The 22,398-nt window shown below is 61.9% G+C and carries 21 protein-coding genes, 1 tRNA gene and 1 pseudogene; 11 read left to right on the forward strand and 12 right to left on the reverse strand.

Annotation, left to right across the window (positions count from 1 at the left end):
- Positions 1-24: 24 nt before the first annotated feature.
- Both AC1DZ8_RS19125 and AC1DZ8_RS19130 read right to left on the reverse strand, forming a co-directional pair.
- Entirely contained in the window at positions 25-927 is a 903-nt protein-coding gene (locus AC1DZ8_RS19125) for an SDR family oxidoreductase (RefSeq protein ID WP_477308277.1), read from the reverse strand.
- Between the two features lie 62 nt (positions 928-989).
- A complete protein-coding gene (locus AC1DZ8_RS19130) occupies positions 990-1,739 on the reverse strand; it encodes an SDR family oxidoreductase (protein ID WP_477308275.1) in 750 nt (249 codons plus the stop codon).
- Between the two features lie 107 nt (positions 1,740-1,846).
- Between AC1DZ8_RS19130 and AC1DZ8_RS19135 the strand changes: the two genes are divergently transcribed.
- Positions 1,847-2,749 (forward strand): LysR family transcriptional regulator, encoded by a 903-nt coding sequence (locus AC1DZ8_RS19135; protein WP_477308273.1) that lies wholly within the window; start codon positions 1,847-1,849, stop codon positions 2,747-2,749.
- Between the two features lie 32 nt (positions 2,750-2,781).
- Here AC1DZ8_RS19135 and AC1DZ8_RS19140 read toward each other — a convergent pair whose 3' ends face one another.
- From AC1DZ8_RS19140 to AC1DZ8_RS19150, 3 genes are read right to left on the reverse strand one after another with little or no spacing between them, the layout of a single operon-like run.
- Positions 2,782-4,107: an ATP-binding protein gene (locus AC1DZ8_RS19140; protein WP_477308271.1), complete on the reverse strand. Its 1,326-nt coding sequence runs from the start codon at positions 4,105-4,107 to the stop codon at positions 2,782-2,784.
- Complete coding sequence (locus tag AC1DZ8_RS19145) at positions 4,104-4,883, reverse strand: response regulator transcription factor (RefSeq protein ID WP_477308269.1); 780 nt, start codon at positions 4,881-4,883, stop codon at positions 4,104-4,106. Before AC1DZ8_RS19145 ends, AC1DZ8_RS19140 begins: the two co-directional genes overlap by 4 nt.
- 18 nt (positions 4,884-4,901) lie before the next feature.
- Positions 4,902-5,753 (reverse strand): MipA/OmpV family protein, encoded by an 852-nt coding sequence (locus tag AC1DZ8_RS19150; protein ID WP_477308267.1) that lies wholly within the window; start codon positions 5,751-5,753, stop codon positions 4,902-4,904.
- Between the two features lie 199 nt (positions 5,754-5,952).
- Between AC1DZ8_RS19150 and radC the strand changes: the two genes are divergently transcribed.
- Positions 5,953-6,723, forward strand: a complete 771-nt coding sequence (radC, locus tag AC1DZ8_RS19155; protein ID WP_477308265.1) for a RadC family protein — start codon at positions 5,953-5,955, stop codon at positions 6,721-6,723.
- A gap of 73 nt (positions 6,724-6,796) precedes the next feature.
- On the opposite strand, the pseudogene AC1DZ8_RS19160 reads toward radC, so the two are convergent.
- Both AC1DZ8_RS19160 and AC1DZ8_RS19165 read right to left on the reverse strand, forming a co-directional pair.
- Positions 6,797-7,416 (reverse strand): annotated as a pseudogene (locus AC1DZ8_RS19160) (alpha/beta hydrolase).
- A 358-nt stretch (positions 7,417-7,774) separates the two neighbouring features.
- Entirely contained in the window at positions 7,775-8,710 is a 936-nt protein-coding gene (locus AC1DZ8_RS19165) for a LysR family transcriptional regulator (protein ID WP_477308263.1), read from the reverse strand.
- 201 nt (positions 8,711-8,911) lie between these two features.
- Between AC1DZ8_RS19165 and AC1DZ8_RS19170 the strand changes: the two genes are divergently transcribed.
- The 7 genes from AC1DZ8_RS19170 (at position 8,912) to AC1DZ8_RS19200 (ending at position 15,169) form a co-directional block, all read left to right on the forward strand.
- Complete coding sequence (locus AC1DZ8_RS19170) at positions 8,912-9,838, forward strand: DMT family transporter (protein ID WP_477308261.1); 927 nt, start codon at positions 8,912-8,914, stop codon at positions 9,836-9,838.
- A 152-nt stretch (positions 9,839-9,990) separates the two neighbouring features.
- Positions 9,991-10,875 (forward strand): cytochrome c oxidase subunit II, encoded by an 885-nt coding sequence (locus tag AC1DZ8_RS19175; RefSeq protein ID WP_477401437.1) that lies wholly within the window; start codon positions 9,991-9,993, stop codon positions 10,873-10,875.
- Positions 10,876-10,898: 23 nt separating this feature from the next.
- On the forward strand, positions 10,899-12,668 hold the full coding sequence (gene ctaD / locus AC1DZ8_RS19180; RefSeq protein WP_477308140.1) for a cytochrome c oxidase subunit I: 1,770 nt from the start codon (positions 10,899-10,901) through the stop codon (positions 12,666-12,668).
- Positions 12,665-13,369 (forward strand): cytochrome c oxidase subunit 3, encoded by a 705-nt coding sequence (locus tag AC1DZ8_RS19185; RefSeq protein WP_477308138.1) that lies wholly within the window; start codon positions 12,665-12,667, stop codon positions 13,367-13,369. Before ctaD ends, AC1DZ8_RS19185 begins: the two co-directional genes overlap by 4 nt.
- A gap of 13 nt (positions 13,370-13,382) precedes the next feature.
- Complete coding sequence (locus AC1DZ8_RS19190) at positions 13,383-14,105, forward strand: heme-copper oxidase subunit III family protein (RefSeq protein WP_477308136.1); 723 nt, start codon at positions 13,383-13,385, stop codon at positions 14,103-14,105.
- A 9-nt stretch (positions 14,106-14,114) separates the two neighbouring features.
- Positions 14,115-14,519, forward strand: coding sequence for a cytochrome C oxidase subunit IV family protein (locus tag AC1DZ8_RS19195; RefSeq protein WP_477308135.1), 405 nt, complete (start codon positions 14,115-14,117; stop codon positions 14,517-14,519).
- A 176-nt stretch (positions 14,520-14,695) separates the two neighbouring features.
- On the forward strand, positions 14,696-15,169 hold the full coding sequence (locus tag AC1DZ8_RS19200; protein ID WP_477401440.1) for an aminoacyl-tRNA deacylase: 474 nt from the start codon (positions 14,696-14,698) through the stop codon (positions 15,167-15,169).
- Between the two features lie 55 nt (positions 15,170-15,224).
- Here AC1DZ8_RS19200 and AC1DZ8_RS19205 read toward each other — a convergent pair whose 3' ends face one another.
- From AC1DZ8_RS19205 to tig, 4 genes are all read right to left on the reverse strand, one after another.
- Positions 15,225-16,043 carry a DUF2189 domain-containing protein gene (locus tag AC1DZ8_RS19205; RefSeq protein ID WP_477308131.1) on the reverse strand — a complete coding sequence of 273 codons (819 nt, stop codon included), beginning with the start codon at positions 16,041-16,043 and terminating at the stop codon, positions 15,225-15,227.
- Between the two features lie 378 nt (positions 16,044-16,421).
- Positions 16,422-17,354, reverse strand: coding sequence for a heme o synthase (cyoE, locus tag AC1DZ8_RS19210; RefSeq protein ID WP_477308129.1), 933 nt, complete (start codon positions 17,352-17,354; stop codon positions 16,422-16,424).
- Between the two features lie 52 nt (positions 17,355-17,406).
- Positions 17,407-17,760, reverse strand: a complete 354-nt coding sequence (locus AC1DZ8_RS19215) for a c-type cytochrome (RefSeq protein WP_477308149.1) — start codon at positions 17,758-17,760, stop codon at positions 17,407-17,409.
- A 370-nt stretch (positions 17,761-18,130) separates the two neighbouring features.
- Entirely contained in the window at positions 18,131-19,606 is a 1,476-nt protein-coding gene (tig, locus tag AC1DZ8_RS19220; RefSeq protein ID WP_477308127.1) for a trigger factor, read from the reverse strand.
- Positions 19,607-19,946: 340 nt separating this feature from the next.
- Between tig and AC1DZ8_RS19225 the strand changes: the two genes are divergently transcribed.
- Both AC1DZ8_RS19225 and AC1DZ8_RS19230 read left to right on the forward strand, forming a co-directional pair.
- Positions 19,947-20,031 (forward strand) — tRNA-Leu (locus tag AC1DZ8_RS19225).
- Positions 20,032-20,178: 147 nt separating this feature from the next.
- The gene (locus AC1DZ8_RS19230; RefSeq protein WP_477308125.1) at positions 20,179-20,880 is read left to right on the forward strand and encodes a class I SAM-dependent methyltransferase; all 702 of its coding nucleotides are present in this window, start codon (positions 20,179-20,181) and stop codon (positions 20,878-20,880) included.
- 55 nt (positions 20,881-20,935) lie between these two features.
- On the opposite strand, the gene AC1DZ8_RS19235 is transcribed toward AC1DZ8_RS19230, so the two are convergent.
- Positions 20,936-22,384, reverse strand: coding sequence for an aromatic amino acid lyase (locus AC1DZ8_RS19235; RefSeq protein ID WP_477308123.1), 1,449 nt, complete (start codon positions 22,382-22,384; stop codon positions 20,936-20,938).
- Positions 22,385-22,398: the final 14 nt, after the last annotated feature.

A 22,398-nucleotide genomic window follows, 5' to 3' on the forward strand; every position in this document is an offset into this window, starting at 1 on the left:
GTAGAAGGCCCACGGTCTGAAGGCTTAGCCAACAACAGCCGGGTGAAGCAGCTCTTCGAGGCCGATGTTGCGGTAGATTTCGCGGCGCATCCGGTCGGCAACGCCGTTGACGATCTCGGCGCCATCCTGCGACGGGTCGACATGGACGCGGAACGGCCGCTTGCCGAACGGCATATCCACGACGCGGACGATCTCGCGCGCCACTTCCGATGGATCGGCGTCGGCGGGCTCGAGGCCGGCCAGCCCCTTCAGCGCCCGGTCGGCAATCCCGGCATAGGGCCCGGCCTCATATTCGGCCGCCCGCGCCGCATCGGACGGCTTGCCGGAATGGGCAAAATGATTGGTGCCCTTGGTGAAGGCGCCGGGAACCATGATGGTTGTTTCGATCCCCCATAGCGCGAGCTCGGTGGAGTACGAAACGGCCAGCGCATCCATCGCAGCCTTGGCCGCGAAATAGGGCGCCAGGAATGGCGGGGTGCCGCCGCGTGTCGAGGACGAGCCGACCCAGACCAGCAGGCCCTTGCCTTGCCCGCGCAGATGCGGAAGTGCCGCGCGGTTGACCCGCTGGGCCCCCAGAACGTTGACGTCGTACTGCTGAATGAACTGGTCGGGGGTAAAGGCCTCGGCCGGGCCGAACACCATGTGACCGGCATTGTGGACGATGACATCGAGCCGCCCTGCATCGGCGATGATGTGGGCGATGCCGGCCTCGGCCGAGGCGTCCGATTGCACGTCGAGTTCGGCGGTGCGCAGATCGGCCTTGTGCTCGGCGGCCCAGGCGGCGACGGCCGCAACCTGCGGCGCATTGCGGCCGGCGGTCTCGCGCATCGTGGCGTATACGGTGTGGCCGGCTTCGGCCAGCGACCTGGCGGTCATCAGGCCGAAGCCCGAGGACGCACCGGTGACGAGAATGACGAATTTGGACATGACTGTGGTTCCTTGATTGAGGTGTGGTTGAAGCGGTTCAGGGTTTGCCGGAGCCGGCCGGATCAGATGATCCCGCCATTGGCCCTGAGCGTCTGACCGTTGATCCAGGCGCCGTCCGGGCCGGCGAGGAAGGCGACCGCGTCGGCGATATCCTTAGGCTGACCGAGGCGTTCGAGCGGGGCCAGTTTGGCCAGGCGATCGACGAGATCCTGCGGCTTGCCGTCGAGGAACAGCTTGGTTGCCGTCGGTCCCGGCGCAATGGCGTTGACGGTGATATTGCGGCCGCGCAGCTCCTTGGCGAGCACGCTGGTCATCGCCTCAACCGCCGCCTTGGTGGCGGCGTAGACGCCATAAGTCGGCTGCAGCAGGCCGACGACACTGGACGAGAAATTCACGATCCGGCCGCCGTCGCGCAGACGCTTCGCCCCTTCGCGCAGCGTGTTGAAGGTGCCCTTGAGATTGACGGCGATCGTACGGTCGAACAGCGCATCGTCGCTGTCGGCAATGCTGGCGAGGTTCATGATGCCGGCATTGTTGATCAGCACGTCGACGCCGCCGAAAGCGGTTTCGGCCGTGTCGAACATACGCGCCACCGCGGCAGCGTCCGAAATGTCGGCCTTCGCCGCCACCGCCTTGCCGCCGGCCGCTTCGATCCTGGCGACGACCGCCTCTGCGGCAGCCGCATTGCCGGCATAGTTCACCACGACGGTGAAGCCGTCCCTGGCGAGGCGCTCGGCGACGGCAGCACCTATGCCGCCCGAGGCGCCGGTGACGAGGGCGATCTTGCCGGTCTGGTTGGTCTGGTTGGTCATGGTCTGTCTCCTTGTTGGCTGCCGTAGATCGGCTGACAGCAAGATGCACCTTCCCGTATCACGGATAATCAGGCATAATCCGACATCATCATTCGAGATTTCGAACAATGGATCGCTTCGACGCCATGCGCGTCTTCATCCGCATCGTCGAGCGGCGCAGCTTCACCAAGGCCGCCGACGACCTCGGACTGCCCCGCTCATCCGTCACCGACGCGGTAAAAGGTCTGGAGGCACGGCTGGGCGTGCGGCTGTTGCAGCGCACGACCCGTCAGGTCAGTCCGACACTGGATGGCGAAGCCTACTATCAGCGCTGCGTCAGCCTGGTCGCCGACCTGGAAGACGCCGAGGGCGCCTTTGTCGGCGCCAAACCGTCGGGCCTGGTGCGCGTCGACATGCATGGCACCCAAGCGCGGTATTTCCTGTTGCCGGGCCTGCCCCGCTTCCGGGAGCTGTATCCCGATATTCGGCTGCATATCAGCGAGATGCACCAGCCGTTGGATATGATCCGTGAAGGGTTCGACTGCTTGCTGCGCGCAGGCGAACTGGCCGACAGTCCGCTGATCAAGCGGCGCCTGGCAACGCTGGAAAGGGGCACCTTCGCCAGCCCCGACTATCTCAGCCGCTTCGGCACGCCGCAGACGCCCGACGACCTCGCAGGACACGAAATGGTCGGCCTGATGTCGCCCGAGGCAGCCGAGATCATTCCGCTCGTCTTCAGCGTCGACGGCAAGCCCCGCCGGCTCACCTTGCCTGCCAATGTGACTGTGACCGGCCCCGAAACCAATGTTGCGTCCGCCTACCTCGGCCTCGGGCTGATCCAGGTCCCGCGCTACAGGGTGGTCTCAGAACTGGCCAGCGGCGCGTTGGTCGAGGTGCTCGCAGGCTTTCCGCCGACGCCCTTGCCGGTTCACGTCCTCTATTCACCCACGCGTCAACTGTCGCCGCGCCTGCGCGTGTTCATCGACTGGATGGCCCAACAATTCCGCATGCGGACCGCGCAAGTCGAATGAAGCATCCCCGGCCCGATCCGGGCGGGCCCATGTTATGACAGCTGGATCGCTGGTTCATTCGGCAGGTCGACGGTAACGATCAGTCCGTTGGGCTGGTTGTCTTGCAGTTCGATCCTGCCGCCATGTCCCTGGATGATGTCCGCAACGATCGAGAGACCCAGGCCAAAGCCATGTTTCGAAGCAACGCCGCGCGAGGCATCTTCCTTGAAGAAGGGTTCGAAGACCTGGGTGCGCGCCGTCATCGGAATGCCCGGCCCATCGTCACCAACCGCGATCCGTGCCGCTGAGCCGGTCTGTGTCAACGCGACCGTGACGTTGCCGGCGAATTTGACCCCATTGTCGCAGAGATTGGTGATCGCACGGGCCAGCGCATTGGGTTTGCACCACCCCAGAAGCCGGTCCGGTCCCGAATATGATACCGAGAACCCCACATCGGAGAATTCCGCGCAGACGGTTTGCAGCACGCTGGCAATGTCGGCGCGCTGCAGCTTCTCAGTAGAAACGTCGTTGCGCAGATAGGTCAAAGTCTCGCTGATCAAGTCTTCGATATGCTGAATGTCGGTCAGCATCGCTGTGCGAATGGAATTCTCGTCCATACGCTCGGCGCGCAGCCGCAGCCGCGTCAAAGGCGTGCGCAAATCGTGGCTGACGCTGCGCAACATGCGCGTACGGTTCTCGATCATCGTCCGGATACGTATTCTCATCCGGTTGAGCGCGCGCGTCAGGCCGATCATCTCGGTGGACCCGCGTTCGATGAAAAGCTCGTCGCCATTCTCGATCTCGGCCGAACCGACAGCGGTGGAGATGCGCTTCAGCGGGCCTGTGACGGTCCATACGGCAAAGAGCCAGATCAGCGTGGGCAAGGCAACGAAGGCCATGAACCTGTAGAACGAAGAACGGACGGTGCCTGATGTCAGAAAGGAATCGGGCATGCCGAAATGAGCCAGTACGCTCTGCTGGTCCAGGTCGACGACAAATGCGTATTGGCCGCCGATCCTTATCCAGCGCCCATCAATCGAACCCTTTTCGATCCGCAGAAGCCAAGCGATGCTTTGCCATTCCAGGTAGGACTTCGGGATAGCGCGGATCTGTTCCCTGGGCAGCACCTTGACGTCAAAGCCACCTCGCCTTGCCGCTGCCAGAATCACGCCGCGATCCTCCATCCGCGCCCCGCGTAGCAGAGTAGCGACAACATCCGTTTGTCTGGCGCTGTCTTCCACGGTCGGGAGGTTGAAATAATCTGTAAAACTCTCGACGGCCGAGCCGCTGGACAGGATCACGATCACCGCGACGACAATGATTGCCGCGAACTGCCCACGCACCGACTGCGGCAGCAAACGGCCGAGGAAACTCCTCATGCCTCCTCCACCGTCGCGGTGAAGATGTAGCCCCCCAGCCGAACGGTTTTGAGCAGCACCGGATCGCGCGCATCCTTTTCGATCTTCTGGCGGATGCGGCTGACATGAACGTCAACGCTCCGCTCGATCGGGCCGGCAAGCCCGGCATGCGTTACGCCGAGAAGCTCTTCGCGCGACAGAACACGGCCCGCGTTGCGGCAGAATGCAAGCAGCAGGTCGAATTCATGCGTGGTGGTGGCAACCCTTGCATTGCTCGGGTCATGCAGTTGCCGGCGTATGGGATCGATGCGCCAGCCGTTGAAGCGAAGCACTCTCGATCGATCCCGCTCTTCGGGAGCATAGGCTGCGCGGCGCAGCAGAGCGCGTATCCGCGCGGTCAGTTCGCGCCCGCTGAACGGTTTGGTCACATAATCGTCCGCGCCGATCTCCAGTCCGAAGATACGGTCGATTTCTTCGCCAAGCGCGGTCAGTATCAGGATCGGGATGTTCGTTTCGGCGCGAAGGCGGCGGCAGATGTTGAGGCCGCTTTCGCCGGGCAGCATGACATCGAGCACGATGAGATCGAATTTCTGAGCGCGAAGCGCGGCGTTCATCCGCACACCATTCCCGACGATTTCCACGATCATGCCGTTTTCGGCAAGCGTGTCGCCCAGCATGCGTGCAATTTCGAAATCGTCTTCGACGATAAGTATGCGCGGTCCCTGCCTTGCCGATTCCGCGCTCAGATCGTCTTGCTGCCTTTGCCGGGCAAGCTCGGATTTTGTCATGGCCTGCATTGGCGCGCCTGCGTGGTCTCAGAACCGGTATCCGACCAGAAGCATCCCCGAGGGCTGAACCTTGTCGACGACGATCGGGCTGTCGGCGGCGTCACCCAGGAGAATGCCGACCCCCGCTTCGCCGCGCACCATCCAGTTCGCATCGAGCATATATGTGGCGGAAATCGAAAAATCGGCGCGCTTCAACCCGGCCCCGGCATCATAACGCGCCAGCCCTGAGCGAGCCGACTGTTCCGGCGTGACGCCAAAATAAGCCTGCATGTAATTTTCATCGGCAAAGACGGCGGATGCACTGGCGCCGACGATCAACGATTCAGTCAGAGGCCGGCTAACCTCGATCCCGACCTCGCCCTGCAAACCGTCACTGCCGCCGATGGTCTTGTCAACTTGGGCGAAGATTTCAGCCGGGCCGAACTTCACTGCCGCCTTCACGCCGGCTTTCCCGCCCATGTCGATATCGCCCAGGCCGCGAAGGCGATCGGCATCGTCCTCCTTGCGGCCCATTTCATAGCCAAGCCGCGCGCTGAGTTCGAACGGCCCTTGTTCATAGACGGCGATGCTGGCGCCTGACGGATTGATCGTCACGACGTCGAGAAATGTCGCGGTGACGAAAGGCACCGGCATGACCTTGAACTCGTCGCTGCCCTCATATTTGGGGACGATGATGGCGCCGCCGCCAAGAACCACGTGCCAGTCGGCCAGTTTCTGTTCGAAGCGCCCAAATCGGGAAACATCGGGCGGTGGGATGAGATCGTCGGAATTCACGGCAATGGCGTCGGCTGCCATGCCCGAATGCGTTGAAAACAGGATTGCCATCGCCGCGACAGATGCCCGGCCGGCAAATAGTCCAGTCTCGATTTTTGCGAACATGCATGCTCCAAGCATAGAAAGGCGAAAGCCCCCGATGCTGTCAGCATTTCAGGTGAAGGTGGCTGCATGCATTAAGTGGTGTTAAGTTTTGTTGCGCAATCGTGGCTGCATCTTGCCGCCTCCACCATCTGCGCGACCGACTGTTTCAATCCACGCCAGAAAAGCTCTAATGTCTGCGGCGAAGGGATGTGGGCTGCATATGGCGAACAACGGCAATGACGATGAACGGGGGTTCTTCTCCGAGCGGTGGATTGAACCGTCGGGGAATGAAAAGGCGCCCAAAGACAAACCGACCGAGAAGCCGCACTATCACGGCCATCGCGACCGGCTGCGCGAGCGCTTCGTGGCCGGCGGCGCGGACGCCCTGCCCGACTACGAGCTTCTCGAACTGCTGCTGTTTCGCCTGATCCCGCGTGTCGACACCAAGCCGATCGCCAAGGCGCTGCTGGCGCGGTTCGGTACATTCGGCGAGGTGCTCGGCGCGCCGGTGGCACTGCTGCAGGAGGTAAAGGGCATCGGCCCTGCCGTGGCGGTCGACCTGAAGGTGATTGCCGCTGCCGCGCAGCGCATGGCGCGCGCGGAAGTCCGCGACCGCGAGGTGCTGTCCAACTGGACGCAGCTTCTTGCCTATTGCCGCTCGGCAATGGCGTTCGAGAACCGCGAACAGTTCCGCATCCTGTTCCTTGACAAGAAGAACGTGTTGATCGCCGACGAGGTGCAGCAGGTCGGCACCGTCGACCACACGCCGGTCTATCCGCGCGAAGTGATCAAGCGCGCGCTCGAACTGTCAGCCAGCGCCGTCATCTTGGTCCACAACCACCCATCCGGCGACCCGACACCGTCGCGCGCCGACATCGAGATGACCAAGCAGATCATCGACAGCGCCAAGCCGCTCGGCATCGCCGTCCATGACCACATCATCATCGGCAAGAAGGGCAACGCCTCGATGAAGGGCCTGTTGTTGATCTGAGCCTGACCCAAAGTAGCGCGGACGGAGCACGAGGCGGCTGATTTCGATGCCGCCCCAGATCCGGCCAACCGCGCTAGCTGAGCGACCCGGCTGCTTGCGAGATGAGCCCGGCGATCACGTCGGGGTGAGAGATCAGCGACAAATGGCTTGCCTTTACCTCGATGGTCTTTGCGTTCATGCGCTTGGCCATGAAGCGTTCGAGATCCGGATTGATCGTGCGATCCTCGGTCGAGACCGCATACCAGCTTGGCTTCGAGCGCCAGGCCGCTTGCGTCGTCTTTCCGGTGAAAAGCTTGTCCGAGATCGGCCCCTGGACGGCGTAGAGGATGCGCGCCTTGTCGCGAGGAATATCGCCGGCGAAATCCCGCAGGAAAGCCTCCTCACTGAGCTTGCCATAGCCCTCGGACCAGACGAGCCCGGCCGACGCCGGCGGCGCGGCAAAAGTCTTGGCGAGCGCCGTGTAATCTTCGCCCGCATCCGGGCGCGCGCCGCGACATAGACGAGCGAGGAAACCTTTGTATCCATCCCTGCCTCGCTGACGATCATGCCGGCAAAAGAGTGTCCGACAAGGACCGTTGGTCCATCCTGGAGTGCGATCGCACGCCGCGTTGCCTCGACACCAGCCTCCAGCGTCGTCAGCGGATGCTGGACGACGGTTGTGTTGAAGCCCGCCTGTTGCAGCAGGCCAACCACCTCCGACCAGCACGAGCCATCGGCATAGGCGCCATGGACCAGAACGACATTGCGAATTTTTGGGGCTGTCTGCGCTGACGTCGTGTGTGAGCTGGCCAGTATGGTGGTCGCCACCCCGGCGACGAGCGCGGTGGAGAAAGTACGCCGATTTATCATGATCGTGGATTCCTTGAGAGGTTTACGGATCGCGCCCAGACTTCGGCTGGGACGCGCCGCAAGGTGTTTTGCCCGGCGCCTTCATCCAGTCTTCGCAGCCTGCCGAGCCTTCGTTACAGCCGTCACCGCTTCGTGATTGGGCGCCTCGGCTCCCGCCGAACTCGAGGGCTTTTTTGCGGGCTGAACCCGAAACGCACGCGCTTCAGCTGGCATTCCACTCGAGCACGCCGCCGCCGAGCCTGCCTTCCAGAAGATCGCGCCGCTGCTGCAATTCGCCGGAGACGAATTTGGTGAAGGCATGCACGCGCGCCGTGCGGCGCAGATCGTCATGCACCAGCACCCACAGCGCCGAGCCGATCTCCTCGATCAGCCCGCCGACGCGTACAAGCCCGGGCAAGCTGTCGCCGAGATAGCAAGGCAGCGCTGCGACCCCCATGCCGGCGCCGGCCGCATGCGACATCGTCACCAGGGAATCGGCGCGCATGACTATCTCGACATCCGGCAGTGACGACCGCATCCAGCGGGCAACGCCGGTGTTGGCCAGGCTGTCATCGGGCGTGATCCAGCGCAGGAGCCCAAATCTCGGCTCCGCCGGCAGCGTCCCGGCATAGGATCGCGCCGCGTAGGCGCCGAAGGCGACGCCCGAAATGCGCCGGCCGACCAGAATTTCCTGCGGCTGCGACACCGGTCGGATCGCCACGTCAGCATCCCGATGCGTCAGATTGGCGATGGTATTCTGCGTCATCGCTTCGACCCGTATGCCCGGATGGAGCTCATGAAACGCCGCCAGGATCGGCGGCAGCACCGACGCCATCAGCGTGTCGGTGGTGGTGACCCGCAACGTGCCTTCGAACCTGAGGTCCTGCCCCGACAGTTTGCGCGTCAGCTCATTGACCGTCTCGGCCATTGTGCGCGCCGCGCCCAGCAGCTCCTCGCCGCCGGCGGTGAGCGCATAGCCTGTCGGCAACCGATCGAAAAGACGGATGCCAAGCCGCGCTTCGAACGCATTGACGCGCCTCAGCACGGTGGTGTGGTTCACGCCCAGGATGCGCGCCGCCGCCGCCAGCGAAGCGCCATCAGCGACGGCCAGCACCATACGCAGATCTTCCCAGTCGATGTGGTCGCGTGAGCTGTGCATTTCTGCAGATAGTTAGAGGAAAGCGTTGCACTTGGCGAGCCAGACGCGTCACCGAGGGCCGCTTTCTTTCTCTTTCTTCCGCACGCCTGTGCAAAATTGCACAAGTGGTGGGCAAATCAGCAGATCGATCTGCGCAGGAACGCAGGCCATATGAGCCTTAGAGCGCCGCTTGGCGGCGAGCCAAACTCAAGGAATGCGATCGTGGAAATCCTCTTCATCCCTCTGGCGCTTGTCGCCGGCGGCCTGCTCGCGGTGCAGGCCGGCGCCAACGCACAACTATCAAAGGCGGTCGGCTCGCCCTTTGCCGCGACGACGGTTCAGCTCGCCGTCGGCGCCATCGTGCTGCTGTCGATCACAGCCCTTACCGGAACGGCGCCAGCGCTGCTCACCATTCGCAACGCGGAATGGTGGCATGCGATTGGCGGCACGGCTTCGGCGTTCTATGTCGTTTCGACCATTCTTCTGTTCCCTCGCCTCGGCGCAGTCGTGTCGGTCGGGCTCTTCATCGCCGGGCAGATGCTTGCATCTTTCGCCCTCGACACATTCGGCTGGCTCGGGATTCCGGAGGCCGGCCTGCGAGCCGGACCTGCCTTTGGCGTGCTCGTCGTGCTTGCAGGCGCGGCCCTCATCGTTCTGGGACAGAAGGGCGCGGCGGACAATCTTGCGCCTTCGAAACTCGGCTGGATCGGGCTGGCGCTGCTGGCCGGCGCCGTGCTGCCGGTGCAAGGCGCGGTGAACGCCTTACTCCGGCACGACCTTGGCGGCGCGCCGTTTGCCGTCGGCGCCATTTCGTTTCTGGTGGCGATGCTGGCGATGGCAGTCGTGCTTCTGGCCACGCTTGTCCTGACGAATACGCCCCGCCCTCGCCTCGCCGGCCTGTCGTCGATGCCCTGGTGGGGTTGGCTCGGCGGCTTTGCCGGCGCGAGCTATGTCACGACGGTGTTCACCGCCATCCCCGTCATTGGTGCGGCGGCAGCGGTCAGCCTGACAGTGGCAGGCCAGCAGGTCGCCAGCATCTTCGTCGACAATTTCGGCTGGTTTCGCCTGCCGCAGCGGCCTGTCTCAGGCATGCGGCTCGTCGGCGTCGTGCTGCTCCTGGCCGGCTGCATCGTCATCAAGGCGCTTTAAATCCGGCGCTGAGCCCTCGGCCGCCGCCGCAAAAGCGATTTTTTGCCCCTTCCACAGCCGGCTCTAGAATTTCGATCGCAAATCACGCATGATGCACTTTGGTATTTCCAGCGATGGCTTCACGCCAATTGGAATATCGGGAGGAACGGGACATGCCCATCGTGGTTGTACTCGTTTTGATCGTCGTGGGCTCAGTGTTGTTCCACTTCCTGAGCCCATGGTGGTGGACTCCGATTGCCTCGAACTGGGACTATATCGACAACACCATCATCATCACCTTCTGGATCACCGGCGTCGTCTTCGCCGCCGTGGTGCTGTTCATGGCCTATTGCGTCTTCCGCTTCCGTCATCGCGAGGGGAGTCGGGCGGCCTACGAACCTGAGAACAAGCGGCTCGAATGGTGGCTGACGATTGTCACCGGAGTGGGTGTCACCGCCATGCTGGTTCCCGGGCTGTTCGTCTGGAGCCGGTTCGTCAACGTTCCCAGCGACGCAACGGAGGTCGAAGTCGTCGGCCAGCAATGGCAGTGGAGTTTCCGCTTGCCCGGCAAGGACGGCAAGCTCGGCACATCCGACACCCGTGACGTCACTGCTGAAAATCCGCTGGGCGTCATCGCCAAGGATCCGAACGGCCAGGACGATGTCGTGGTCGAAGCGGCCGACCTGCACCTGCCGGTCGGAAAGCCGGTCAAGATGCTGCTGCGCTCGATCGATGTGCTGCACGATTTCTATGTGCCGGAATTCCGCGCCAAGATGGACATGATACCGGGCTCGGTCACCTATTTCTGGTTCACCCCGACCAAGACCGGAACCTTCCAGGTCCTGTGCGCCGAATTGTGCGGCCAGGGCCATCCGATGATGCATGGCATCGTCATGGTCGACACCCAGGCAGACTATGTGGCCTGGCTCGACCAGCAGCAGACGTTCGCGCAATTGTCGGGGCCGCAGCAGACGGGCTCGGCGGAACAGGCGCCGGGCAACGCGACGGTGTCAGCTCTAGAAATTGCGGCAAAACTCGAAACTGTCGGGTCCCGCTGAAAAGGGCACGGAGGTGCTCCTATATGGTCGATATCACGCCTGCAGATGCGGTCCCGCCTGCCGAAGTCGCGGAAATGGAGCTCTACCATCCGCACAGTTGGTGGACGAAATACGTCTTCTCGCAGGATGCCAAGGTCATCGCCATCCAATATTCGGCAACCGCAACGGCCATCGGTCTGGTCGCGCTGGTGCTGTCCTGGCTGATGCGGCTGCAGCTCGGCTTCCCCGGCACGTTCGATTTCATCACCCCTGAGGCCTACTACCAGTTCATCACCATGCACGGCATGATCATGGTGATCTACCTGCTCACGGCACTCTTCCTCGGCGGCTTCGGCAACTACCTGATCCCGCTGATGGTCGGAGCCCGCGACATGGTCTTCCCCTATGTCAACATGCTGAGCTACTGGATCTACCTGCTTGCCGTGCTGGTTCTGGTGTCGAGCTTCTTTGCGCCCGGCGGACCGACCGGTGCCGGCTGGACGCTCTACCCGCCGCAAGCCATCATGACCGGCACGCCTGGCGGTCAGGAATGGGGCATCATCCTGATGCTCGTCTCGCTGATCCTGTTCATCATCGGCTTCACCATGGGCGGCCTGAATTATGTCGTGACGGTGCTGCAGGGCCGCACGCGCGGCATGACTCTGATGCGCCTGCCGCTGACCGTCTGGGGCATCTTCACCGCCACCGTCATGGCGCTGCTCGCCTTCCCGGCGCTGTTCGTCGCTTGTGTGATGATGCTGCTGGACCGTGTGCTCGGCACCTCCTTCTTCATGCCTGCAGTCGTCGAGATGGGCGAACAGCTGCAGCACAATGGCGGCAGCCCGATCCTGTTCCAGCATCTGTTCTGGTTCTTCGGCCACCCCGAAGTCTACATCGTGGCGCTGCCGGCCTTCGGCATCGTCTCCGATCTGATCAGCACGCACGCGCGCAAGAACATTTTTGGCTACCGGATGATGGTCTGGGCCATCGTCGGCATCGGCGCGCTGAGCTTCGTGGTCTGGGCGCACCACATGTATGTCAGCGGCATGCACCCCTATTTCGGCTTCTTCTTCGCCACCACGACCTTGATCATCGCCATCCCGACCGCAATCAAGGTCTACAATTGGGTGCTGACGCTGTGGCGCGGCGACATCCACCTCACCATACCGATGCTGTTTGCCATGGCTTTCATCGTCACCTTCGTCAATGGCGGACTGACCGGGCTGTTTCTGGGCAACGTCGTCGTCGACGTCCCGTTGTCGGACACGATGTTCGTCGTCGCCCACTTCCATATGGTCATGGGTGTTGCCCCGATCGTCGTTATCTTCGGCGCGATCTACCACTGGTACCCGAAGGTCACCGGCCGGATGCTCAACGAGACGCTCGGCCGGTTCCATTTCTGGGTCACCTTCGTCGGCGCCTACCTGATCTTCTTTCCCATGCACTATATCGGCCTGATGGGCGTGCCGCGGCGCTACGCCGAGATGACCGATGTGACGGTCATGACGGAATCGGCGCATCACCTGAACTCGTTCATCAGCATCATGGCGTTCATCGTCGGCTTTGCCCAGATCGTGTTCCTGTTCAACCTGATCTGGAGCATCCGCCATGGCCGCGAGGCTGGCGGCAATCCGTGGCGGGCCACGACACTCGAATGGCAGACGCCGCAGACACCACCGGCGCATGGCAATTTCGGCAAGGAGCTGCCGATCGTCTATCGCTGGGCCTATGACTACAGCGTGCCGGGCGCCAAGGAGGACTTTATTCCGCAAAACATGCCGGGCACCTTCGGCCCCTCCAGGGAGCCGGCATGAGTGTCATCCTGGTCTTCCTGCTCGTGATCGCCGGGTTTGCCGGCTGGTGGCTCTCCCATCAGCGGCTGATGTCGAAACCATGGCTCGAGCAAGGTGTGGCGGAAGATTATGTCCCCTTCGACGGGTCGAGCCTGCCGACGGCCAAGATCGGCCTCGGCGTCTTCCTCGCCGTCGTCGGCTGCCTGTTCGCCCTGTTCACCAGCGCCTACTTCATGCGCATGGCGCTGTCGGACTGGCAGCCAATGCCGGTTCCGCGCCTGCTCTGGCTCAACACCGGCATGCTGATCCTGAGCAGCATCGCGCTGCAGTGCGCCTCGGTCGCGGCGCGTAAGCGCCAGATCGACACCGTCAGGCTCGGCCTTGCCGCGGCCGGGCTCACCGCGCTCGCCTTCCTCGTCGGGCAGCTCATGGCATGGCGGGACCTGACCACCGACGGTTATTTTCTGGCCTCCAATCCGGCCAACAGTTTTTTCTATCTGATTACCGGGATGCACGGCCTGCACATAATCGGCGGGCTGGTGGGCCTGGGCAGGACAACCACCAGTGCCTGGAACGGCGCACGGCCGGAACGGCTTCGCCTGAGTGTCGAACTGTGCGCCATGTACTGGCATTTCCTGCTGTTCATCTGGCTCGCCATCTTCGCTCTTCTGGCCGGCTGGGCCGCGACGTTCATCGACATTTGCCGGCAGTTACTGACCTAGGAGGTCCGGGAGCATGGCTGAGACGACCCTGACGCAAATCGGCCAGACGGAGCCGCGGCCGGCGGGATTGCATGGCATTGCCGCCGACTGGGCTTCCGACCAGCGCGCGTTCAAGAACGTGTCCTGGGGCAAGGCCATGATGTGGATCTTCCTGCTCAGCGACACCTTCATCTTCGGCTGCTTCCTGCTCTCCTATATGACCGCGCGCATCTCCACGCGCGTGCCGTGGCCCAACCCGAGCGAGGTCTTCGCGCTGCGCATCGGAGGCCAGGAAATCCCCCTTATCCTCATCGCCATCATGACCTTCGTGCTGATCTCGAGCAGCGGAACGATGGCCATGGCCGTCAATTTCGGCTATCGCCGCGACCGTCGCAAAACGGCAATCCTGATGCTTCTGACCGCAGCGCTCGGCGCGACCTTCGTCGGCATGCAAGCCTTTGAATGGACCAAGCTGATCACCGAAGGGGTACGGCCCTGGGGCAATCCCTGGGGCGCGGCACAATTCGGTTCGTCTTTCTTCATGATCACCGGCTTCCACGGCACGCATGTCACGATCGGGGTCATCTTCCTCATCATCGTGGCGCGAAAGGTCTGGCGTGGAGACTACGACGTCGGACGTCCCGGCTTCTTCACCAGCCGCAGGGGTCGCTACGAGAACGTCGAAATCATGGGGCTCTACTGGCATTTCGTCGATCTGGTCTGGGTGTTCATTTTCGCATTCTTCTATCTTTGGTGAGAGGCTGACATGGCTGAAGCAACCGCAAACGGCATGGGGCAACCCGCACTGCACGCTGGTCATGCGCATGATGCGGCAGCGACCGGCGGCGTCCATGCGGAGGTTCATCAGGAACACCCGATCAAGCTCTACATGGTGGTCTGGGCATGGCTGTTCATCCTCAGCACCTGCTCCTACCTGGTCGACTATTTCGGCCTCCACGGCTATCTCAGATGGTCGCTGATCCTGATCTTCATGATCCTCAAGGCGGGGCTGATCGTCGCCGTATTCATGCACATGGCCTGGGAGCGGCTGGCGCTGACCTATGCGATCATCCTGCCGCCGGTATTGATACTGGTGTTCGTGATGATGATGCTCTTCGAAGCGGATTATACGCTTCTCACCCGGATATCGTTTTTCGGAGCCGGACCCTGACATCTGGAACAAGACCCGGCGGAGGCATCTTCTGTCGGGAACAACGGATGCTTGCCGTTCGGCGGCCTTGAAACAATCGGCGGCTGGTCCATTTTGCTAGTACGGGAAACGACGGGAGCAGAATGATTGCCCCCGTTTCCGCCAATGCGTCGCGAACTCCGGCAAGGGAGGCCAAGATGACAATCGCAAGCAGGCTGAAGCACTTCATCGACGGCAAGGGAATTTCCTACGACACCGTCGCCCATCATCGCACATCCACGACCAGGCAATCGGCAATAGCCGCGCATGTGCCAGGCAGCATCTTGGCCAAATCGGTGGTTGTCCACCATGAGCTTGGCTATGCGCTGGCGGTGGTTCCGAGCACCCACAGGATCGAACTTGGCAAGTTGCAGGACGTCATGAACAAGCGTCTTGGGCTCGCCTCTGAAGACGAGGTGATCTCGCTCTTCGCTGACTGCGACATCGGCGCCATCCCGCCGATCGGCGCGGCCTACGATGTGCCGGTTATAGTCGATGAAAGCCTCGGCGATGCCACCGAGGTCTACTTCGAAGGCGGCGACCACAGGACGCTGGTGCATGTCAGCGGCAAGGATTTCCGCAACCTGACCATGGGTGCATACCAGGCCCGCTTCAGCCACGCGGCCTACTGAAAAATCAGGCTGCCTGCACCGGCAGCCTCGCCGGTGCAGCACGGCCAGATATCATCTAACTCGCCGATCTGGCGGGCGACGGCGGTTCCACAACCTTGCGGTAGACATGCCAGGTGGCGTGACCGAGGATCGGCAGCACGACCGCCAGCCCGGCAAACACCGGCAGCGAGCCGATGATCAAGGCGACGGCGACAATCAGCCCCCAGACAGCCATGGGGATCGGGTTTGCCAGCACCGCTCGCACCGAGGTGTGGATGGCTTCGTAGGCGCCGACATCGCGGTCGAGCAACAATGGGAAGGCGACGACCGTCGTGCACAACACCACCACGGCGAAGACGAAGCCGATGGCGTGCCCCAGGATAATCAGAGACCAACCGCGTCCGGTGGCGAATATTTCATTGATGAAGCCGGATATTGATTCCGGCGGAGCCGGGCCGAAGAGATATTGGTAGAACACCTGCGCAGCCAAAAGCCAGGCGATGAAGATTGCAACCAGCATGATCCCGACCGCCGCGATTGCCGGCAGGGCCGGAGAATTCCTGACCTCGAAAGCGTGCCTCCAGGAGGTGTCGAGCCCGGCTTCTCGTCTGCGGCTGATCTCATAGAGGCCGATCGCCGCGAATGGACCTATCAGCGCAAAGCCGGACACCAGCGGAAACAACATCGGCAACGCATTGGCGCCCGAAGTCCAGGCAGCGAGCACGACGCCGACAAGCGGATAGATCAGGCAGAGAAAAACGATGTGCGACGGCTTGACCATGAAATCGTCAACACCGCGCTTGAGCGCGTCGAAAAGATCGGAAACACCGATCTTTCGAATTTTGGTGTGCTCCAGCGTTTCGCTGGCGCCTGCAATCACGTGAAAACTTGTCATGCCGTTCCTCCAGACCAGGTCCGGTAAGGTCGCGGTTTCACGGTGCTGCCGTTCTGCATGACTGGCCACGCAAACCGCGACCTGCACCGAAATCAACATACTCCATTGCCTGGAGCTTGTCGCCCTTTTGTCACAAAGGCTCGCAAGGTCATGCGCTGGCTCTTGAGGCCCTTCTTCGATATCCTCTCCAATCGAAGGTGCAGGTCATGGACGGAAAACCATTCTGCTGCTCGGCCTTGGCGTCGTTGCTCTGCTGCTCCTGGGATTCTGTGCTCTACCGTCGTGAGCCGATCCTGATGTGCAACGTTTTCGGTGCAGCGATCACCCCCACCTGCCGTCCCGACCCGGCGAGTGTTCCAAAGAACAGCGGGCCTGCCGTCAACCTCCGACTGAGATGAACGCGCGCATCGCGATGGTGTCGGCGAGCAGCATAGCAAAGATCGCGAAAAGATAGAAAATCGAATAGGCAAACAGCGCCTTTGCCGGCTTCATCTCCTTGTCGGGGGCGATCAGAGCCTTCCAGGCGTACCAGATGAAACCCACGCCCAACGCAGCCGAAACAATCCCATAGAACCCGCTGGTGAATCCGAACGCCCAGGGCAGCACGCCGGTTGGTGCCAGGACCAGTGAATAGGCGAAAATCTGCCTTCTGGTCGAGGCCTGGCCGGCCACGTTCGGCATCATCGGGATGCCGGCAGCGGCGTAGTCGCCGGCCTTGAACAGCGCGAGCGCCCAGAAATGCGGCGGCGTCCACAGGAAAATGATCAGGAACAGAATGAGGCTTTCAATGCCGATGGCGCCAGTGGCCGCCGCCCAGCCAATCATCGGAGGAAGGGCACCCGCCGCGCCGCCGATGACGATGTTCTGCGGCGTCGAGCGCTTCAGCCACATCGTGTAGATGACGACGTAGAAAAAGATGGTGAAGGCCAGCAGCGACGCGGCAAGCCAGTCCACCAGCACGCCGAGCGTCATGACCGAAAACGCGGAAAGCACCAGGCCGAAGCCGAGCGCTTCACCGGGCGTGACGCGGCCTGATGGAACTGGCCGTTTTGACGTGCGCGACATCAGCGCGTCGATATCCGCATCGTACCACATGTTGAGCGCCCCGGCCGCTCCCGCACCAACCGCAATGGCAGCTATTGCGACCACGGCGATGACTGGGTTCATCGCCCCGGGCGCCACCATCAGACCGACGAAAGCGGTAAAGATCGCAAGCGCCATGACCCGCGGCTTCAACAGTGCAAAGAAATCACCGGCCGTCGCCTCCGAGATGCGAACGCCGGTTTCCTTGAGGCTTTCCTTGACCGACATTTGAGACGACCATCAATGGAAAACGGGCGGCCTTGCCAACCGAAGCGCCAAGCTACTGGGAGAATTGCTTCAGATAGGCAATGACGTTGGCGACGTCCTCGTCCTTCTTGAGGCCGGGAAACGCCATCTTCGTACCTTTGACCATGGCCTTGGGATCGTGAAGGTACGTGGTCAGCGTCGGTTCATCCCATTTGACGCCGGATGCGCCGGCGGCGATCATGGCCTCGGAATATTTGAAATCCGGATGCGTGCCGGCCGTACGGCCGATAACGCCGTGCAGCGATGGACCGATCTTGTTCGTGTCCTGGTCTGCGACGTGGCAGACCTTGCATTTGGTGAAGACCTTCTCGCCCGCCGCCGCATCCTGTGCCCGCGATGGATTGGCGATAAAGGTTGCAACAGACATGACAGCGAAAAACGCAACCAAGCGCATGGCATTTCCTCCCTGATCGTCAAATTTGCCTGAGACGATTCTGCGCATGCCGATACCGCCAGCATGCGCGTTGCACGACAGAACGGATTCTCGCTTCTCCCCCAAATGGACTTGCGGAACCTGTGTACCATAGAATCTGGCCGGCAGGTAGAACAGGTCGACCGTACAATGGTTTAGGTAGTGTGCGGTGGCTCAAGGCACACCCGCCATAACGAAAAGGCCGCCTCGAGGGCGGCCTTTCTGATCTAGAGCAATTCCAGGAAAAGTGTGAAACGGTTTTCCCGGGAAAAGCGCGTAGCGCTTTCCCTTGGGAATTGCGTACAAACAAGAAGCCGTCAGGCGCTTATTCGGCGTCCTTGGCGGCCTTCTTCTTCGGCGCGGCCTTCTTCTTGGGCTCTTCCGCGTCGTCGGCCTTTTCAGCCTTGTCTGCCTTCTTGGCAGCGGCCTTCTTCGCCGGCTTGGCCTTGGCGATATCGGCCTCCTCGTCGTCGGCCATCAGCTCTTCCTTGCTGACCTTGACGTCGGTGACCGAGATCTGGCCGAGCAGATGGTCGACGACCTTCTCCTCGAACATCGGTGCGCGCAACGTGTTCAGCGCTTCCGGATTGCTGCGATAGAACTCGAAGGCTTCCTGCTGCTGGTTGGCCGGGTAGCGGCGCACCTGCTCGAACAGGCCGCGCTGCAGTTCCTCGTCCGAAACAGTGACGCCGGCCTTCTCGCCGATCTCGGCGAGGACCAGGCCGAGGCGCACGCGGCGCTCGGCAAGGCGCAGATATTCGGCGCGTGCCTCTTCTTCCGTCGTCTCTTCGTCGGCGAAGGTACGGCCGGCAGCTTCGAGATCGCGGTTGACCTGGGTCCAGATGTTGTTGAACTCGGCATCGACGAGCTTCGACGGCGCCTCGAACGAATAGGCCGCGTCAAGCTGGTCGAGCAGCTGGCGCTTGACCTTCTGGCGGGTCATCGAACCGAACTGGTTCTCGATCTGGCCGCGCACCACGTCGCGCAGGCGCTCCAGCGATTCCAGGCCGAGATTCTTGGCCATCTCGTCATTGATTTCCAGCGCGCCGGGCTTGGACACTTCCTTGACGGTAACGTCGAAGGTGGCTTCCTTCCCGGCCAGATGCGCCGCCTGGTAGTTTTCCGGGAACGTGACCGTGACCTGCTTCTCGTCGCCGGCCTTGGAGCCGATGAGCTGGTCCTCAAAACCCGGGATGAATTCCTTGGAACCCAGCACCAGCGGCTGGTCGGTGCCGGTGCCGCCTGCAAAGGCCTCGCCGTCGATCTTGCCGACATAGTCGATCGAAACGCGGTCGCCTTCGGCGGCCTTGCCGGTCTTCGGCTCGAAGCTGCGTGCCGATTCGGCAACGCGCTGGACCTGCTCGTCGATCTCTGAGTCCGGCACTTCGAACACCTGGCGCGTCACCTTGATGTCGGAGAAATCCTTGATCTCGATCGCCGGGATGATTTCATAGTTGAGGCGGAATTCGAAGTCGGCGCCGCCGGCCAGGATCTTCTCGGCCTCTTTCTCGTCCTCGGTCATGATCACTTCGGGCTGCATGGCGGCCTTTTCGCCGCGGCCGGTGATGATCGAACGGGTCGAATCGTTGAGAATCTCGTTGACCACTTCGGCCATGAACGACTTGCCGTAGACCTTGCGCAGGTGCTGGACCGGCACTTTGCCGGGACGGAAGCCGTTGATGCGGACCTTGTTGCGGGCGTCGGACAGCCGCGCCATCAGCTTGGCTTCCATGTCACCGGCCGGCACGGTGATCTTGATCTCGCGCTTGAGACCGGAGTTGAGCGTTTCGGTGACCTGCATCGTAAAACCTTTATCTTCACCAAAGAGACTGCCACGGCCTTCTGCCGTTCACAGCCTGCCGGTACAATCTTGCCGGGAATGGCTTTTGGTACGGAACCTGGCGATTTGACCGAAATTACGGCTCAAATTCTTCCAAACTGCGTTCCAAGATGTGAATAAGTTCTTGTTTTTCCTACTTCTTATCACATTCTGCAGAAGCGGATCGGCGCGTCCCGTCACATTTGACACGCCTTTTGTCACAGGCGAGGCTAATTTTCAACCATCTTCGCGTTGCAGCGAATGACCGCCATTTTCGCCCCGACATTGACAGAATGATGGCTACATGGGATTGCCGGGCAATGCGGATGTGGCGGAACTGGTAGACGCCCTGGATTTAGGTTCCAGTGCCGAAAGGCGTGGGGGTTCGAGTCCCTTCATCCGCACCAACCAGACGTGGGCCATTCACCCGTTCTCCACACAGCCCCTGCCCGGCGCGCAGCCATGCGCCCATCTGGAGTCCTGCTGGTATTGATCGTTTGAGAAGATAGCCGGCAACGAGATCAACGCATTGCCCAGGAAATGGCGGGACAACGATGACGCTTGAATATTGGAACAAAGCCCACATCTGTGGCCTGCTCTCGGTTCGTTTCGGACTCACGAGCTACCTTGAGATCAACACGAGCACCACTGGCTTCAGGTACGCGGAAGCACGGCAATTGGGATTTCAGCCCTGCATGCGCCTTGTGTATCGGGCGACAGAGCCGCCGCTCGATGGCCTCCCTGTCGATTTCACCTCCACTGACGAGGATATTGCGGCGTGTCTCGATGACGCTCGGCTGAAGGGACAGACGTTCGACATTGTATTCGTTGACCCGCATCACACCTACGAATGCTCTGCGCGCGATATCAAGGAGGCTTTCCGCATGGTCTCGCCCGGAGGTGCAGTGGTGATACACGACTGCCTGCCCCCCAATCGGGTCGCAGCCAATCCCTCTTTTTTCCACGGTGAGTGGTGCGGCGTGACTTACAAGGCATACATCGATTTCGTGCTGGGCAATCCGCATCTCGACTATTTCACTGTGGATGCCGATTTCGGCTGTGGCGTCATCCTGAAGCCCAAGAGGGCTGGCACGAAAATAAAGAACTGGCTGCGCGCCCGACGCGCTCGTGCGTTGAAAGACGAATGGCGAGCGATCGGCAATGATTTTGATGCGGCATTCGACAAGTTCGTTGCCGACAAAACCAGACTTTTGCGCCTTGTCGACTTCCGCCTGCTTCGCAGAAAGCTTCTCTGAAACGATCGTCCGTCAAGCCTTGCCCAAGCGCAGCAATTTCCCCACGAGCTTTCGCCTATGCCTCGAAGACCTGCCCGGTGAACCACGCGGCCAAATCCGTCAGTTCAGGCCCTAGCACACGATCGGCATCGACCGGCGGCACGATCTTCCTGATATCCGCCACGAAAGCCTGCAGCGCCGGCGGCGCGGCGCGGTCGGTGACATGCATGGCCTGCGAGGCGATCATGGCCAGCATCGCCATCGCCGCATCGAGACAGCGGCCGGCGGTCGCTTCCTTGGTCCAGGCGAAGAATGCGGTTGTGGCGACATCGTCCTGGCCGGCGCCGGCCGATTCGGTTCCCGGGATGAAGGTACGCTGCGCCGCAAGCTTGGCCTGTTCGAGATAGCCGGTAATCGCCATCGGCACATAGCCGACATTGCCGTGACCGTCGCTGTCGGCCCAATGCCGCCCGGTCATAAGCAGGTCCGGCAGCAGCGACACCTTGCCGTTTAGCAGCTTGGAGGCATGGCGGTCGCAGAGCAGGCAAAGATCGGCCCAGATCGCTGAGAGATCGTCGAGCGCCGGTGTCGCCATGGCATTGTGGTAGCCGCCGGTGGAGATGCAGCGTCCGAGCGGATGCGCCGCGTCGGGCGGGATATAGACGGGATTGTCCGATATCGAGGCCAGCGAGACAGTCGCCGCATGCTCGGCGCCCGCCAGCGCCCGGTGCGCGTGGCCGAGCACGCGGGGCACAATGCGGTAGCTGACCGGCGCCTGATAATTGCGCCGCCCATCGCCGGCGCCGACCAGAAACTGCCGCAATCCGCGCAAGGCCGCCGCTTCGTGTTCGTCGCCCCAAAGCCCGTCGAGCGCTGCATCATAGTGCTCGAGCGGCGCGCGAAACGCCTCGATCGACAGCGCAAACACCTTGTGCGCCATGTCGATGCGGCGGCGCGCCGCCAGCGCCGCGTCGGCTACGAGGGCTGCGGCACAGGGCGAGCCGTTGATCAGCGAACCCCGCTCCTTCACTTCGAGCTCCAGGCTGGCGGTAAGCGCGGCAAACAGCGGGTAGAGCGCCAGGATCTCGCCGGCGCCGCCCTGCCCCTGTGACGGCACCATTGGCATCGGACGGCCGTCGAGCATCGCGGCAACGGCCAGCGCGATGCGCGGCGTGGTGGCGGCATTGCCTTCGATGAAGTTGGTCAGCCGAGCCAACACGATCGCCCTGACGACACGGTCGGGCAGCGGTTCGCCGAAGGAGGTGGCGGCAGCAAAAGTCTTGATGCGCGCATGGCGGTCGCGCTCGTCAAGTTCGAGCTTGCGGCTCGCCAACTCGCCCATGGCGGTGGTGACGCCATAGATGACCGGCGCAGGATCGGACTCGATGAGTTTCAGGAACGAGGCTCGGCATTCCGCAATGCGTTGCAAGGCCCTGTCGCTGATGGCGACCGTGTCGTTTTTCCAGGCGACGCGCAAAACTGCATCGAGATTGATGTCTTCGCGCGTCGTCAGCGTAGTGGTCATGGTTCTTCGCCCAT

It is taken from the genome of Mesorhizobium sp. P2_F7 (genome assembly GCF_056403695.1).